Genomic DNA, 13,368 nt, shown 5'->3' with positions numbered 1-13,368 from the left:
TGTCCATTCGCTAGACCGGTCCAATCCCGCTTTAAGCGATCGGCAGCGCCGCCCTAGCGCCAAACTGCGCGGCGAAAAAGGCGTAATAGGCGCCTCGGCGCGCAATCAGCTCCTCATGCTCGCCGGTTTCGACGGCCCGCCCACCCTCGATGACCCAGATTCGGTTGGAATTCACGATCGTCTGGAGACGATGAGCGACGACGAGCGTCGTGCGCCCCATGCGCAAATCGTCGAGCGCCTTTTGCACCTCGCGTTCGGATTCCGAATCGAGCGCCGCGGTCGGCTCGTCAAGGAGCAGGATCGGCGCATCCTTGAGAATCGCGCGCGCGATGGCGATGCGCTGGCGCTGGCCGCCCGAAAGCTGGGCGCCTTGTTCGCCGACATTCGTTTCGTAACCGGCGGCGAACTGGAGGATGAAATCATGCGCATGCGCCTTGCGCGCCGCAGCGACGATCTCCGCCTCGGTGGCGCCGGGGCGTCCCACCGCGATGTTTTCGCGAATCGAGCCGCGAAACAGAAACACGTCCTGGGAGACAAAAGCGATTCGGTCGCGCAACGACGGCAGATCGACCGCGCTGATATCCTGCCCGTCGATCGTCACCTGGCCATGGCTCAATGCGTAGAAACGTTGAATGAGGCCCAATATCGTCGTCTTGCCGCCACCCGAAGGGCCCACAAGCGCTGTCGTCGAATTGGGCTCAGCGACCAGATTCAGGCCATCAATGACATATTCGCCGGGACGAAAGGCGAAGCGCGCGTCCTCGATGACAACCCGTCCCTGCCCGACCGCCAGCTTGGGGCAGGACGGTTGCGGCGCTTCGCCCTGGGGCGCGTCGAGCACCTCATAGATCAGACGCGCGCTGACCAAACCGTTCTGGATGTCGACATTGAGCCGTCCCAACCGTTTGGCCGGTTCGTAAGCGAGCAGAAGCGCGCCCAGAAATGAGACGAACGAGCCGACGTCGCCATGGCCGATGCTGACGCGCCAGGAGCCGTAGAAAATCGCAAAGCCGATCGCCAGGCCCGCCAACGAATCCGCCATGAGGGTCGCGACGGCCCCGCCGGTCGCCATCCGATTGGCGGAACGCTCGACGACGGAGATCGCCGCCTGCATCCGTCGATGCATCTCGTCTTCGAGATTGAAGGCCTTGACAATGCGCATCCCGAGCACCGTCTCACCCATGGTCTGCATGATTTGCGTCGAGCCATCGAACGAGCGCCGCGCGAAAGCGCGCACCCTGCGGATGACCCGTCCAAGAATCAACGCGGCGACCGGAAGAACGCATAGCGCCATCAGCGCGATCAACGGATCGCGCCATATCATCACAGCGACCAGACCCACCACGCTCAGGCCGTCGCGGGCGATACTCTGCACGAGAACCTGTAAGGAATCGCGCACGCCATTGGCGGCAAGCGCAAGGCGCGCGATAAACTCGCTCGAATGGCGATCCTGGAAGTAGAGGATGTTTTGACGCAGGAGATGATCGAAAACGCGGGCTTGCACCGTGGCGACAATGCGGTTGCCTGTGCGCGAGAGCACCACCAGCGCGCCATAAGTCGCCAATCCACGCAAGACGAACAGCCCGAGGACCGCGAAAGCGAGCATTCGCATTTCGGAAAATCGCGCGGCGGTGGCCATGCCGTTGAGGACGGGACGCAACAGCGCTGCGGCGAGCGCGGTCGTCCCAGCGCCGACCCCCAGCATGATCGCGCCAGCCGCATAGGCCCATTTGTGCTCTCGCCCGTAGTCGCGCAGGAGACGCGACAGCATGACGATGGCGCCGGTGGTGGGCCGATAGTCGGGAATATCGAGCATCGCCCCCTTGCTAATGCCAAGATAGAAAAAGGGGAAGCTCGATTTGCGGCCTCATCTTAGGCCTTAGCCAGATCGCCGGGCCGAAACGGAACCTATGCAAAGAAGCGGTCAGATCGCAGCAAGGGTGAAGGCGTGGTCGCCTCGACGCTTAACCTCGGGAACCCGGCATGGCCGCCGGCCGCCCGACTCTGGGCCGCTTGTATTGAACGACAACGGCGCGCCCGCGGCCCGTCACGAGGGTGGGGCGGCCGTTCGCATGAGGAGCGAATTTTGCCGCCTGCGCCTTCACTTCATCGACGGGCACGCCCATCAGCGAGGCCGCGATCTCGATCCTCTGCCCGAAATCCTCGGTCAGACTCTCGGCGGCGATGAAAGCTTCCTCAAGGGTCGGAGGACTCACGCGGACCTTTCGCGTGCCCCATTTCGTATTCCAAACCGCGCCCATCGTATCCTCAATGTCCCGCGACTCAGTTTTATCAGTTGATCCTTATCGATCAATCCTGTCCAGCGGGGTATGATGTGTTTAGACGTTAGCACGCGTGGTGCGCCGCAGCAAACAAATTGTTGCTCTGCAGCATGCGACGAAATGGCGCCGTTGAACGGCCGATTTCATCCGGTGTCGAGCAGACGGCGGCGGAGCGAGGGATCCGCGCCCTCGTTCATAATCGCTCTGGCTCGTCGAACCCAAATGCGCGACATTCGCCATATTGCTGGGGACGAACTTTCCGCCGTCATCTCCAGTCATCCGCCCTGCCCTGGCTCGGGCGGCCTCTGTTTGGAAGCGAAGATAGGCAAATCACATGCCCGGGGTCACAAAACCGTCCATCTCCGCCGAGCGATTGAGCGGCCCTGATTCGTTCGATGCGGCGCCCTTTGCGGCGTTCCTCGCAGATATTCAGAGGCATGACGGCTTACGCGCCGCGATCGACGCCCGTTACCGCGCTCCCGAGACGGAGTGTCTGCCTGCGCTCCTGGACGCCGCGACATTGCCGGCGCCGACGAAGGCTAAGGCGCATGCTCTGGCGCGCCAACTGGTTGAACAATTGCGCGCCCGACCGGCGGCCGGTCTTGTTCAGGGCTTGATGCATGAATATGCGCTGTCCAGCCAGGAAGGCGTCGCGCTCATGTGCCTTGCCGAAGCCCTTCTGCGCATTCCCGACAGCGCGACGCGCGACGCATTGATCGCCGACAAGATAGGCGGGGGCGAATGGCGCGCCCATATCGGCCAATCGCCCTCGCCCTTCGTCAATGCGGCGACCTGGGGCCTTCTCGTCACCGGGCGGCTGGTGGGCACTTTCGATGAGACGGGCCTGGGCTCGGCGCTGACGAAGCTGATCGCCAGAAGCGGCGCGCCAATCATTCGCGCCAGTGTCGATACGGCGATGCGCGTGATGGGCGAGCAGTTTGTGTGCGGCCAAACCATCGACGCCGCCCTTGGCGCCGCCCGCAAACATGAGGCGCAAGGATTTCGCTATTCCTACGACATGCTCGGCGAAGCGGCGGCCACGGCTGATGACGCCGCGCGCTATCTCGCCTCCTACGCCAACGCGCTTCACGCCATTGGCGCGGCATCCGGTGGACGCGGCATCTATGAAGGGGCCGGCCTGTCGATCAAGCTTTCCGCTCTGCATCCGCGCTACCAACGCGCGCAGCGTCATCGCGTGTTGGAAGAATTGCTGCCCCGCCTCAAAAATCTCGTCATGCTGGCGCGCCAATATGACGTCGGCATCAATATCGACGCCGAGGAATCCGAGCGGCTCGATCTGTCGCTCGACCTTCTCGAAGCGCTGTGCCGCGACCCGGATCTGGCCGGTTGGAACGGTGTCGGCTTTGTCGTTCAAGCCTATCAGAAGCGCAGCCTTGCAGTCCTCGCCTTCATCATCGATCTTGCGCGGCGGACAAAGCGCCGCATCATGGTCCGGCTGGTGAAGGGCGCTTATTGGGACAGCGAGATCAAGCGGTCGCAGGTCGAGGGCCTCGAAGGCTTTCCCGTCTTCACGCGCAAGATCCATACGGATGTTTCCTACATCGCCTGCGCGCGGCTGTTGCTTGACGCCCCGGGCGAAATCTATCCGCAATTCGCCACCCATAATGCGCTCACTCTCGCCACCATCTATGCAATGGCGGGGGCGAATTTTTACGCCGGCCAATATGAGTTTCAGTGTCTACACGGCATGGGCGAACCGCTCTATCAACAAGTCGTCGGCGCCGCCCATCTCAATCGCCCATGCCGCATCTACGCGCCCGTAGGGTCGCACGAAACGCTCCTCGCCTATCTCGTCCGGCGCCTGCTGGAGAACGGCGCCAACACATCTTTCGTCAATCGCATCGCCGACGCATCCATCCCGATCGAAGCCATTTTGGAAGACCCGATGGACGCGGCGCGCGCGCTTGATCCTATCGGCGCTCCTCATCCAAAAATCGCCCTGCCGCGCGACCTTTTCGCCGACGCGCGGGCCAATTCCGCAGGCATTGATTTGAGCAATGAGGCGAGATTGTCGGAGCTGGGCGCGAAGCTGGTTTCCAGCGCGGCGAAGATTTGGCGGGCGGGCGAAGACGCCGCCGCTATGCAGCCCATCGTCAACCCTGCGGACGATAGCGATATTATCGGCCACGTCGCCTTTGCCGATGCGAAGGACATCGCCAGGGTGATCGCCGCCGCCGCCGCCGCATGGCCGGCCTGGCGCGACAGAGCGCCAACAGAAAGGGGGGCGTGTCTTGCGCGCGCGGCGACGCTTTTTGAAAACAGTGCGAGCGAACTAGCCGGATTGATGTGCCGCGAAGCGGGCAAGACGCTGCCCAACGCCCTCGGCGACGTGCGTGAGGCCGTCGATTTTCTGCGCTATTACGCGGCGCAGGTCAGCAACGATTTCTCCAATGCGACGCATCGCCCGCTGGGCGTTATCGCGTGCATCAGCCCCTGGAATTTTCCGCTCGCTATTTTTACCGGGCAGGTGAGCGCCGCTTTGGCCGCCGGCAATGTCGTCATCGCCAAACCAGCCGAAGAAACGCCCCTCATTGCGGCCGAGGCGATACGCATTCTCCACGAGGCGGGCATTCCCGAACATGCCGTTCAATTGCTGCCCGGCGCGGGTGAAGTGGGCGCGGCGCTGACCGCTCATCCCCAAATAGCTGGAATCTTGTTCACCGGTTCGACCGAAGTCGCGCGCATCATCCAGCGGGCGCTTGCGCAAAGGCTCGGGGCGAATGGCGAGCCGATCCCGCTCATTGCGGAGACGGGCGGGCAGAACGCGTTGATCGTCGACAGTTCCGCCCTTGCCGAACAGGTGGTCGCCGATGTCCTCGGCTCGGCATTCGATTCAGCGGGACAGCGTTGTTCGGCTTTGCGCGTGCTGTGCCTGCAAGAAGATATCGCGGAACGAACCATCGCCATGCTGAAGGCGGCGATGATCGAATTGACAATCGGCAAGCCCGACCGGCTTTCCACCGATCTCGGCCCGGTCATTTCGCAAGATGCGCTGGGGACCTTGACCGCGCATGTCTCGGCAATGCGCAAACGCGGATTTGCGGTTCACGCACCCGACCTCGGCGAGGATTGCAAAGCGGGAAATTTCATTGCGCCGACTCTCATCGAGATCAACGCCGTCAGCGATCTGAAACGCGAAGTTTTCGGCCCCGTTCTCCATGTGTTGCGCTTCCGGCGCAACGGGTTGACCGCTTTGATCGACGAACTCAACGCTTCCGGCTATGCCTTGACCGGCGGCGTGCATTCGCGCATCGACGGGGTCATCGATCTGGTGACCGCGCGCCTCTCCGCCGGCAATATATACGTCAATCGCAACATCATCGGCGCCGTCGTCGGCGTGCAGCCCTTTGGCGGCCATGGTCTGTCGGGGACGGGTCCCAAGGCTGGCGGCCCTCTCTACCTCAAGCGTTTGCTGAGCGTCGCGCCGCCGCTCTGGCCGCTCTCCGGCAGGGCAGCGATGAGTCCCGCCGCGACAAGATTTTGCGGATGGTTGGCGAGCGAGGGGCGAGTGGCGTTGTCAAGCCGCTGTAATGCGGTCGCCGCGCACTCCCGCTTCGGCGCCAGCATCGAATTGCCAGGGCCGGTTGGCGAACAGAACCTCTATGGGCTGCACGCGCGTGGCGCCGTTCTATGTCATGCGGCTTCAGAAGAGGCCGCGATCGTACAGATCGCTTGCGCCCTGAGCGCCGGCAATCGCGCTCTGCTCGCCGGGCGCGCGGCCCAATCGGTCTTTGACGGGCTGCCGCGCGCTTTGCGCGCCGATATTGGTCTTGCCGACGCCTCAACATCAGTCGACGTCGTGCTGACCGATTGCGAGGGCGAGGCATTGCTCGATCTTCTGCGCGAAATGTCTCAGAAGAGCGGCCCGATCGCCAGCGTTTTCAGCCTTTCTGCGACCCGGCTTCAGCAGGGGGAAAACTGGCCGCTGGACTGGCTTATGAACGAACAGACGGTGACAGTGAACACTACGGCGGCGGGGGGCAACGCCAGCCTGATGTCGATCGGCTGATCATGCCGGGCGCCAATGGGCGAGCAACGCAAGTTGCCCCAGCGGCGCGCAATCTTCTGGCGAGGGCTGAAGCGCCAACCCCAGAATCGCGCCGGCGGCGCAGTAGCGAGCGGTCAAGGCAGGCGAGCCGATCACGATGGCGCCCTGCGCGCCCCGCGCGCCCGACAGAAGCTCCGCGCCGATCAATAGGCCGGAAAGATAATCCGACAATTGACCCGATCCCAACCGATCGAATAGCCCGAGAGTGCGCGTCATGAAAATAGCGTGCAGGACGTCTCCCGGCCGCTCAAGCCGTGAGGCGGCGCGAACCCCTTCGGCAAAGCCTTCCTCGTCCCCCGGTCCGGCTTCCATCAGCCGTCCAAGAATGGTGTGATCCTTAAGGGCTGAGAAAACTTCGCCGGTCATATAAGTCGCGAAGGACACGATGCGTCCTGCTTCGACGCGCGCCCATTTCGAGTGGGTTCCTGGCAGAACAAAAGTTCCGTCCACGCGATCCAATGCGGCGAGCGCGCCGAGAATTTGAGTCTCTTCGCCACGCATCACATCGGGCGCGCCGTTGCGATCGAGCGCGCTGACCCCGGGAACAAGGCCGATCGCGCCGAATGTCCGGGCGCCGACCGTCACGATCGACGCGGCGATCTCCCGCAAGCCTGCCGGACACGGGGCGTAGGGCGCCTCGACCCACCCCTGGCGGGCGCCGATCATTCCTGACATCAGGATCGGCAAAGCGCGGGCGCTGGTCAGCCACCCCCCGATAAAGTGCGCCAGCACGTCCTCGTGTTCGCCCTTGGCGATGGTGAGAATGCCGCGAGCGGACTCGACACGTTCAATGATCGTCCCGCCGACGCCCACAAGATAGGCGCGGAACGAACTTGTGCCCCAATCGATGCAGATGGCCGCGGGCCCGCTTGACGTCACAACTCACCTCTTCCCATGACGCGCTATCTCACAGCGCCGCACGCAACGGCGACATCCCCGTGCGCGCATTCAATATCATCTTAACAAAATCGAAAGGCCAGACCGCCAAAGTATCGGAAATCTCCATTCCGATTAAATGCCGTTTAACCAAGCGGAACGCAATCGCGCACAGCGCCGATTGCACACAGTCGGATTAACCCATTCGAAACGGCGCGACCGTAAGTTTTCGGTATTCCGACGGGCAAGCGATTTGCTCAACCGGAGTAAGCATTCCGCAGCAGGAGCAAATATAATGATCAAGTCCATCAAGAAGTTCGTCGCCAATGAATCTGGCGCCACCGCCATCGAATACGCCCTTATCGCCTCGTTGATCGCCGTAGCGATCATCGTTTCGCTCGGCGCCTTGGGCACCAAACTGAACGGCACCTTCAACGAAGTCGCGGGCAACCTGAAGTAATTCCCGCCAAGGCGATTTGACGATGTATGGCGCGCCGACGGGATCATCCCTCGTTGGCGCGCTGATTTTTTCAAGACGAGGGCGACCGTCAAGTCGTCGGCCACAATCGTCCCATTCTGAGCGGCCGCGGAACGCGAACCGACGGTAACGGGACTTCAACGATTTGTCCTTAAGCACGGGCGTTTTGGGCGCTCCAACAATCGTGGTGGGTCATGGCTGCAAGTTTCCTGCTCCTCCCAACCCTCGTTTTGTTTCCCGCGCTGATGACCTTTTCCGCATCGTCCGACCTTTTCACGATGACGATTCCTAATCGCGTTTGCATCGCTCTGGTGCTTGGATATTTCGCGTTGGCCGTCGCCGTCGGCCTGCCCCTCACGGCGGTTGCGATCGACCTTTCTTGTGGGCTGGTCGTGCTTGTTCTGACATTCGCCCTATTTTCACAAGGCTGGATCGGCGGGGGCGACGCCAAGCTCGCCGCCGCTACCGCGCTCTGGCTGGGCTGGGCGCTGATCCTCGACTATGGTTTGCTTGCTTCTGTATTGGGCGGCGTCCTGACTCTCGCGCTGATATTGAGCCGTAAGGCGCCATTGCCGGCCTGGGCGGCGCGTCTCGATTGGGTCGCCCGCCTCCATCATCCAGAAAGCGGCGTTCCTTATGGCATCGCCCTGGCGGCGGCGGGCCTTGCTCTCTACCCGCAGACGCAGATTTGGCGCGCCGCGGCGGGCATTTGACGATTAGAATTTGAGATCGCCGTCGCCCAGCCGGCAGAGCGAGCGGTCGCCCTCTTTGACAATTTATCTATGATAATCAGCGTGTTATCGCGATCGCCCGGCATACCCCGACAAATGAATCAAATGAGGACTTCTCCCGCCCGATTTTCGTCCGCGGCGGCAACCTGCCAGTTTCGCGAAAGCGCGACGACGCCGGCGGCTCGATTTGGGCAGGTCGCCAGACTCCCGTGGGTTTAAATGCCTCGCTTCCATATGCCTTTGAAGATTGGATACGTCTGATTAACCCTAATTTGACGATTGACTGTTCATATCAAGTCCACGTTGCGCGAAACGGCGCGATAAGGGCTTGGCGTCATGAACAGGGTTCAAATTGCGGTCTTGGGCGTTACAGTTCTGGCCTTTGGCGGCGCCTATGTTCTGTTCAATTCCGGGCAGGCTCCGCCACCGCAGATCATCCAAGCCGCGCCAAAGATAGACACGGACGAGGTTCTGGTCGCCGCTCGCGACTTGCCAATGGGCACGCAAGTGGCTGAGCCGGACTACGTCTGGCAGAAATGGCCGACGCAGGCGCTGTCGGAACTCATGATCAAGAAATCCGAAGGCCCGCAAGCCCTCGAAAATGTCAAAGGCGCGGTGACTCGGGGATCGTTCCTCCAGGGCGAGCCGATGCGGCGCGACAAGCTCATCAAAGGGCCGAATTCCGGCTTTCTGTCGGCCATTCTTCCGTCTGGCATGAGGGCGGTCGCAATCAATATCGACCCAGGCGGCGGCGCAACGGCTGGCGGCTTTATTCTTCCCAACGACCGGGTCGACGTGATCCGCGTCTATCGTGACGAAGAACAGACCAAGGCGCGCGGCGTCGAGGTTAACGGCGCCCAGACGATCCTGACTAATGTCCGCGTCTTGGCCATTGCGCAAAGCATTCAGGAAAAGGGCGCCGATAAAGGGACTGCGCTGGGCGCGAACGCGACCCTTGAACTCACCCCTGAGCAAGCCGAGCTCATTATCCTCGCCCAGCGCATGGGAGGCGCGGGAAATCTCCATCTCACGCTGCGCAGCATGTTGGACGCCGCAGGTAAGACAGACTCCGTCAGCGACCTCGGCGTCTCCAAAGGGGGCGGCCTGACGATCGTGCGCGCCGGCGCCCCACAACAAGCAAGCCGGTAAGGGGTCCTCGTGTCTCACGCAGCACAAAATCGAAATGAGAGCCGGTCGATGAATGGTCGTCGGGATAAGCGTTTCGCGATGCTGCGCGCAGGCCTTCTCGCCGCCAGCCTTGCGATCGCGCCTCAACTGTCCTCGCCCGCCGCGGGCGCCGACGCGGCTGATGGACAGACGGTGAGGGCGTCAAGCGTCGCCCGTCATTTGCAGATGGGCGTCGGAAAGTCGGTGATCGTCGATCTTCCGGCGGAAGCCAGCGAAATCTTCGTCGGCAATCCCGCTGTCGCCAACGCCATCGTGCGTTCGGCGCGCCGCCTTTACATCGATGCGATCGCTAACGGGCAGACAAGTATTTTCGCGCTCGACAAGGACGGACGCCAGATCGTTGTCTTCGAAGTGTCGGTCGGCCGCGACATCGGCGAGTTGCAAGAATTGTTGCGCACTGCGCTTCCAGGCAACGACATTCAGGTTAAGACCGTCGCTGATTCGATCATTCTGATAGGCTCGGTCGGATCCGCCGGCGAGGCCCAGAAGGCGCTCGACATCGCGAGTGGATTTGTTGGCGTTTCCGTTCTCGGCGGCGCCCCTAGCGGCTCCAGCGCCGCCGGAGCGCCGTCAGGCGGAGCGGCACCGTCAGTGAGCATTTCTTCCGCGGGAACGCCGGTGAGCGGCAAAGTGATCAACTCGCTAATCATTCGGGGGTTGGACCAGGTGTCGGTGCGCGTCACCGTGACCGAAATTCGGCGTGAAATATTGAAACAGCTCGGCGTGAGCATGGCAGGCACAGGCAATTCGCCCAATAGCTTCACCGTCGACAATCCTTTCGCCATCAATGGCGCGATTACGGCCACAGAAGCCGTGCTCGGTTGGACCAAGTCCAACGGCACAGGCTTCTCCGCGACCTTGCAGGCCTTCGAACGTCAGGGGGTTGCAAGGACGCTTGCCGAGCCGACCGTAACCGCCGTCTCCGGGGAAAGCGCCAAGTTTCTGGCCGGCGGTTCGGTTCCCGTCCCTTCGGGTGAAACGTGCCCTACCGGCGGCGGCAATTGCGTCCTGACTTTCGCCTATCAACCCTACGGCGTGACGCTGAACTTTACGCCGGTTGTGCTGTCGCAAGGCCGCATCCAATTGCGGGTCGCGACCGAAGTGACGGACATTGATAATTCGAAACAAATCACGGTCCTGGGCACAGCGGTGCCCGCTTTCCGAACCCGCAGGAACGAGACGACTGTCGAACTTCCTTCGGGCGGCTCCATTGTGTCGGCCGGACTCATCTCAACTGAAACGCAGCAGGCTATCAACGGCGTCCCCGGATTGATGAACCTGCCCATTCTGGGCGCGCTCTTTCGCTCGCGCGACTATCAGCGCGATGAAACTGAACTGCTGATCATGGTGACGCCTTATATCGTTCATGCGATTGATCCTCATGAGATCGTCAAGCCCGACGCCAATTACGTCGACGCGACCGATCCGCAGAGCTGGCTTCTGGGTCGTGTGAATCGCCTCTATTCGAGTTCGGGTAATTCGCAGCCGATCTCAAACTATTCCGGCAAGGTCGGCTTCATCAACGATTGACGAGACGACGCCGGCCGCCCTCGCGGCGCAACAATCAAGAGAGAAGCAGTCATGTCCTTCAATCCGACCGTATCGTTGCTGAAAGCCTCAAAGCTGAGGGCGGTTTGCCTGGCCGGCGCCGCCGCCATTTCACTGGCGGGTTGCGTCACCGACTCCCTTGAAGCGACGTCAAATGAGACGGACGATTATCACGATCGCCATCCCATCGTGCTCGCGCAAGCGCCCACGACGCTCGATATATTTCCTGGGGGCCAGGGCGTGCTCGACAAGGGATCGATCGACGATATCAGGGCGTTCGCGGCTCGCTATCGAAGCATGGGGAGTGGGAGGATCGTCATCCTGTCGCCGTCGGTTGGCGGATATGGGACGCGCGCGGCCGTTGACGACATCCGCCGCGTTTTAGCTTCAACGGGTCTGCGGGGATCCATCGGGCTGGGCTCTTATCCCGTCGCCGACCCTTCTCTCGCGTCGCCCATCCGGCTGAGCTTCCGGGGCCTGAAGGCCGAGGTCGTCTCGCGCTGCGGGCAATGGCCGCACGACATTGCATCGGGCTCCACGCTCGAAGGCTGGAAAAACGAGAGCTATTGGAATTTCGGTTGCGCGACCCAAGCGATGCTGGCGGCTCAAGTCGACGATCCCAGAGACTTCGCCCGTGCGCGCGCCCTCGGCCCTTCCGACGAAGAGATGCGTTTGCGCGCGATCGGGGCCGTGCGCCAGGGCCAAGATCCCGGCACAAACTGGAAGGTTCAATTGACGGCGATCGGACAAGTTGGGGGGAACTGACCGATGCGCGCGCAGGCGGAAGACGAAGTGGGCGTCGCAGCGAAAGAAATGCCGAACGTGCAACAGATCAGCCCAGTGCCGAGGATATCGATCCAGGCCTTTTGCGAGACGCAGGAGGTCGCGACGATCGTTCAGGCGGCGATCTCCGATCGACGTATGAACAAGGCTCACGTCAAACTGCACATGGGCGGCGCGCCGGCGGCGGTCGAAGCGTATCGTAGCGCGCCCACGCCAAATCTGATTGTGCTGGAAGCAACACATGATCGCAATGCTCTGGTCGGCTATCTCGACGATCTTTCGCAATTCTGCGACGCGGGCACCAAAGTTATTATATGCGGCAAGGTCAATGATATTGTCCTTTATCGCCAATTGATGTTGCGAGGCGTGAGCGAATATCTCGTGGCGCCATTCGGCGTGATGGAATTCGTTCAGGCGGTTTCGAACCTTTACACCGCGCCGGGGGCCAGCCCCGTTGGGCGCGTCGTGGCCGTCATCGGCGCCAAAGGCGGTGTCGGATCATCGACCATCGCCCACAATGTCGCATGGTCGATCGCCAGCGGCCTCGATACGTCAACGATCATCGCAGACCTCGACCTCGGCTTCGGCACGGCGGGACTCGACTACAACCAAGATCCGCCGCAGGGCATAGCGGAAGCGGTTTTCGCGCCCGACCGTGTGGACGCCAATCTGGTGGATCGACTGCTTTCCAAATGCAGCGACAACTTGAGCTTGCTTGCCGCCCCAGCCACGCTCGACCGCCTGTATGACTTTCCGGAAACAGCCTTCGATTCCATTATCGACGTCGTTCGCGCCTCCACGCCGTGCATCATCCTCGATTTGCCGCACGCCTGGACGGCTTGGACGCGCCGGATGTTGGTCGGAGCCGATGAAGTCATCATTGTCGCCGCGCCAGATCTCGCAAATCTGCGCAATGCGAAAAACATGCTGGATAGCATTCGCAGCGCACGGCCTAACGATCATCAGCCAAAACTGATCCTGAATGGCGTGGGTCTGTTGAAGCGCCCCGAAATTGCAGTCGCCGACTTCACCAAAACAGTTGAACTGGAGCCGCTGGCGGTGATTCCCCATGACGCCAAATTATTTGGAGCGGCAGCCAATAACGGCCAGATGATCGCGGAGATCGACGCGAATTGTAAGATCGCCGAAATATTCAACGATCTTGCCCGCGCAATCACCGGTAAGAACGATATCCGCAAGGCGAAGCGCGGCTTGTTTGAACCCTTGCTGGCCAAACTGGGACGCAAGAGAGCATGAGCGCCCTGCTTCAGCGCGCTCGCCGCCTGGCGCGGACCCATGCAAATGCGATCACGGCTTCCAGTTCCGCGGCAACAGCCGCCGCGGCGCCGGTACGGTCTGGAGAATCGACCCAAATACGCTTGGATTCACTAGCCGAAGGCGCAAGGATGGATC

General features: G+C 61.6%; 10 protein-coding genes. 7 read left to right on the top strand and 3 right to left on the bottom strand.

What is annotated here, in order from left to right:
- Positions 1–31: 31 nt before the first annotated feature.
- Both GSQ90_RS12840 and GSQ90_RS12835 read right to left on the bottom strand, forming a co-directional pair.
- On the bottom strand, positions 32–1,816 hold the full coding sequence (locus GSQ90_RS12840) for an ABC transporter ATP-binding protein (RefSeq protein ID WP_158815237.1): 1,785 nt from the start codon (positions 1,814–1,816) through the stop codon (positions 32–34).
- Positions 1,817–1,964: 148 nt separating this feature from the next.
- Positions 1,965–2,216 (bottom strand): hypothetical protein, encoded by a 252-nt coding sequence (locus GSQ90_RS12835; RefSeq protein WP_158815236.1) that lies wholly within the window; start codon positions 2,214–2,216, stop codon positions 1,965–1,967.
- A 400-nt stretch (positions 2,217–2,616) separates the two neighbouring features.
- On the opposite strand from GSQ90_RS12835, the gene putA reads away from it, so the two are divergent.
- The gene (putA, locus tag GSQ90_RS12830) at positions 2,617–6,312 is read left to right on the top strand and encodes a trifunctional transcriptional regulator/proline dehydrogenase/L-glutamate gamma-semialdehyde dehydrogenase (protein ID WP_158815235.1); all 3,696 of its coding nucleotides are present in this window, start codon (positions 2,617–2,619) and stop codon (positions 6,310–6,312) included.
- On the opposite strand, the gene GSQ90_RS12825 is transcribed toward putA, so the two are convergent.
- Positions 6,313–7,230, bottom strand: a complete 918-nt coding sequence (locus GSQ90_RS12825) for a 2-dehydro-3-deoxygalactonokinase (RefSeq protein ID WP_158815234.1) — start codon at positions 7,228–7,230, stop codon at positions 6,313–6,315.
- A gap of 292 nt (positions 7,231–7,522) precedes the next feature.
- On the opposite strand from GSQ90_RS12825, the gene GSQ90_RS12820 reads away from it, so the two are divergent.
- The 6 genes from GSQ90_RS12820 (at position 7,523) to GSQ90_RS12795 (ending at position 13,212) form a co-directional block, all read left to right on the top strand.
- Positions 7,523–7,687, top strand: coding sequence for a Flp family type IVb pilin (locus GSQ90_RS12820; protein WP_174247476.1), 165 nt, complete (start codon positions 7,523–7,525; stop codon positions 7,685–7,687).
- A 212-nt stretch (positions 7,688–7,899) separates the two neighbouring features.
- Entirely contained in the window at positions 7,900–8,418 is a 519-nt protein-coding gene (locus GSQ90_RS12815) for a prepilin peptidase (RefSeq protein WP_158815233.1), read from the top strand.
- Positions 8,419–8,772: 354 nt separating this feature from the next.
- Positions 8,773–9,585 carry a Flp pilus assembly protein CpaB gene (cpaB, locus tag GSQ90_RS12810; protein WP_158815232.1) on the top strand — a complete coding sequence of 271 codons (813 nt, stop codon included), beginning with the start codon at positions 8,773–8,775 and terminating at the stop codon, positions 9,583–9,585.
- Positions 9,586–9,633: 48 nt separating this feature from the next.
- Positions 9,634–11,154: a type II and III secretion system protein family protein gene (locus GSQ90_RS12805; protein WP_246731580.1), complete on the top strand. Its 1,521-nt coding sequence runs from the start codon at positions 9,634–9,636 to the stop codon at positions 11,152–11,154.
- 51 nt (positions 11,155–11,205) lie between these two features.
- Positions 11,206–11,937 (top strand): CpaD family pilus assembly protein, encoded by a 732-nt coding sequence (locus GSQ90_RS12800; protein ID WP_158815231.1) that lies wholly within the window; start codon positions 11,206–11,208, stop codon positions 11,935–11,937.
- Positions 11,938–11,985: 48 nt separating this feature from the next.
- Positions 11,986–13,212, top strand: coding sequence for a CpaE family protein (locus GSQ90_RS12795; protein WP_174247482.1), 1,227 nt, complete (start codon positions 11,986–11,988; stop codon positions 13,210–13,212).
- Positions 13,213–13,368: the final 156 nt, after the last annotated feature.

The organism is Methylocapsa sp. S129 (assembly GCF_009765995.1).
Lineage (GTDB): Bacteria > Pseudomonadota > Alphaproteobacteria > Rhizobiales > Beijerinckiaceae > Roseiarcus.
This window is presented reverse-complemented; position numbering and strand designations above follow the sequence as displayed.

Coding starts and splice junctions, on each gene's coding strand:
- cpaB (WP_158815232.1), top strand. CDS start 8,773: ATGAACAGGGTTCAAATTGCGGTCTTGGGCGTTACAGTTCTGGCCTTT.
- GSQ90_RS12805 (WP_246731580.1), top strand. CDS start 9,634: ATGAATGGTCGTCGGGATAAGCGTTTCGCGATGCTGCGCGCAGGCCTT.
- GSQ90_RS12815 (WP_158815233.1), top strand. CDS start 7,900: ATGGCTGCAAGTTTCCTGCTCCTCCCAACCCTCGTTTTGTTTCCCGCG.
- GSQ90_RS12820 (WP_174247476.1), top strand. CDS start 7,523: ATGATCAAGTCCATCAAGAAGTTCGTCGCCAATGAATCTGGCGCCACC.
- putA (WP_158815235.1), top strand. CDS start 2,617: ATGCCCGGGGTCACAAAACCGTCCATCTCCGCCGAGCGATTGAGCGGC.
- GSQ90_RS12800 (WP_158815231.1), top strand. CDS start 11,206: ATGTCCTTCAATCCGACCGTATCGTTGCTGAAAGCCTCAAAGCTGAGG.
- GSQ90_RS12840 (WP_158815237.1), bottom strand. CDS start 1,816: ATGCTCGATATTCCCGACTATCGGCCCACCACCGGCGCCATCGTCATG.
- GSQ90_RS12795 (WP_174247482.1), top strand. CDS start 11,986: ATGCCGAACGTGCAACAGATCAGCCCAGTGCCGAGGATATCGATCCAG.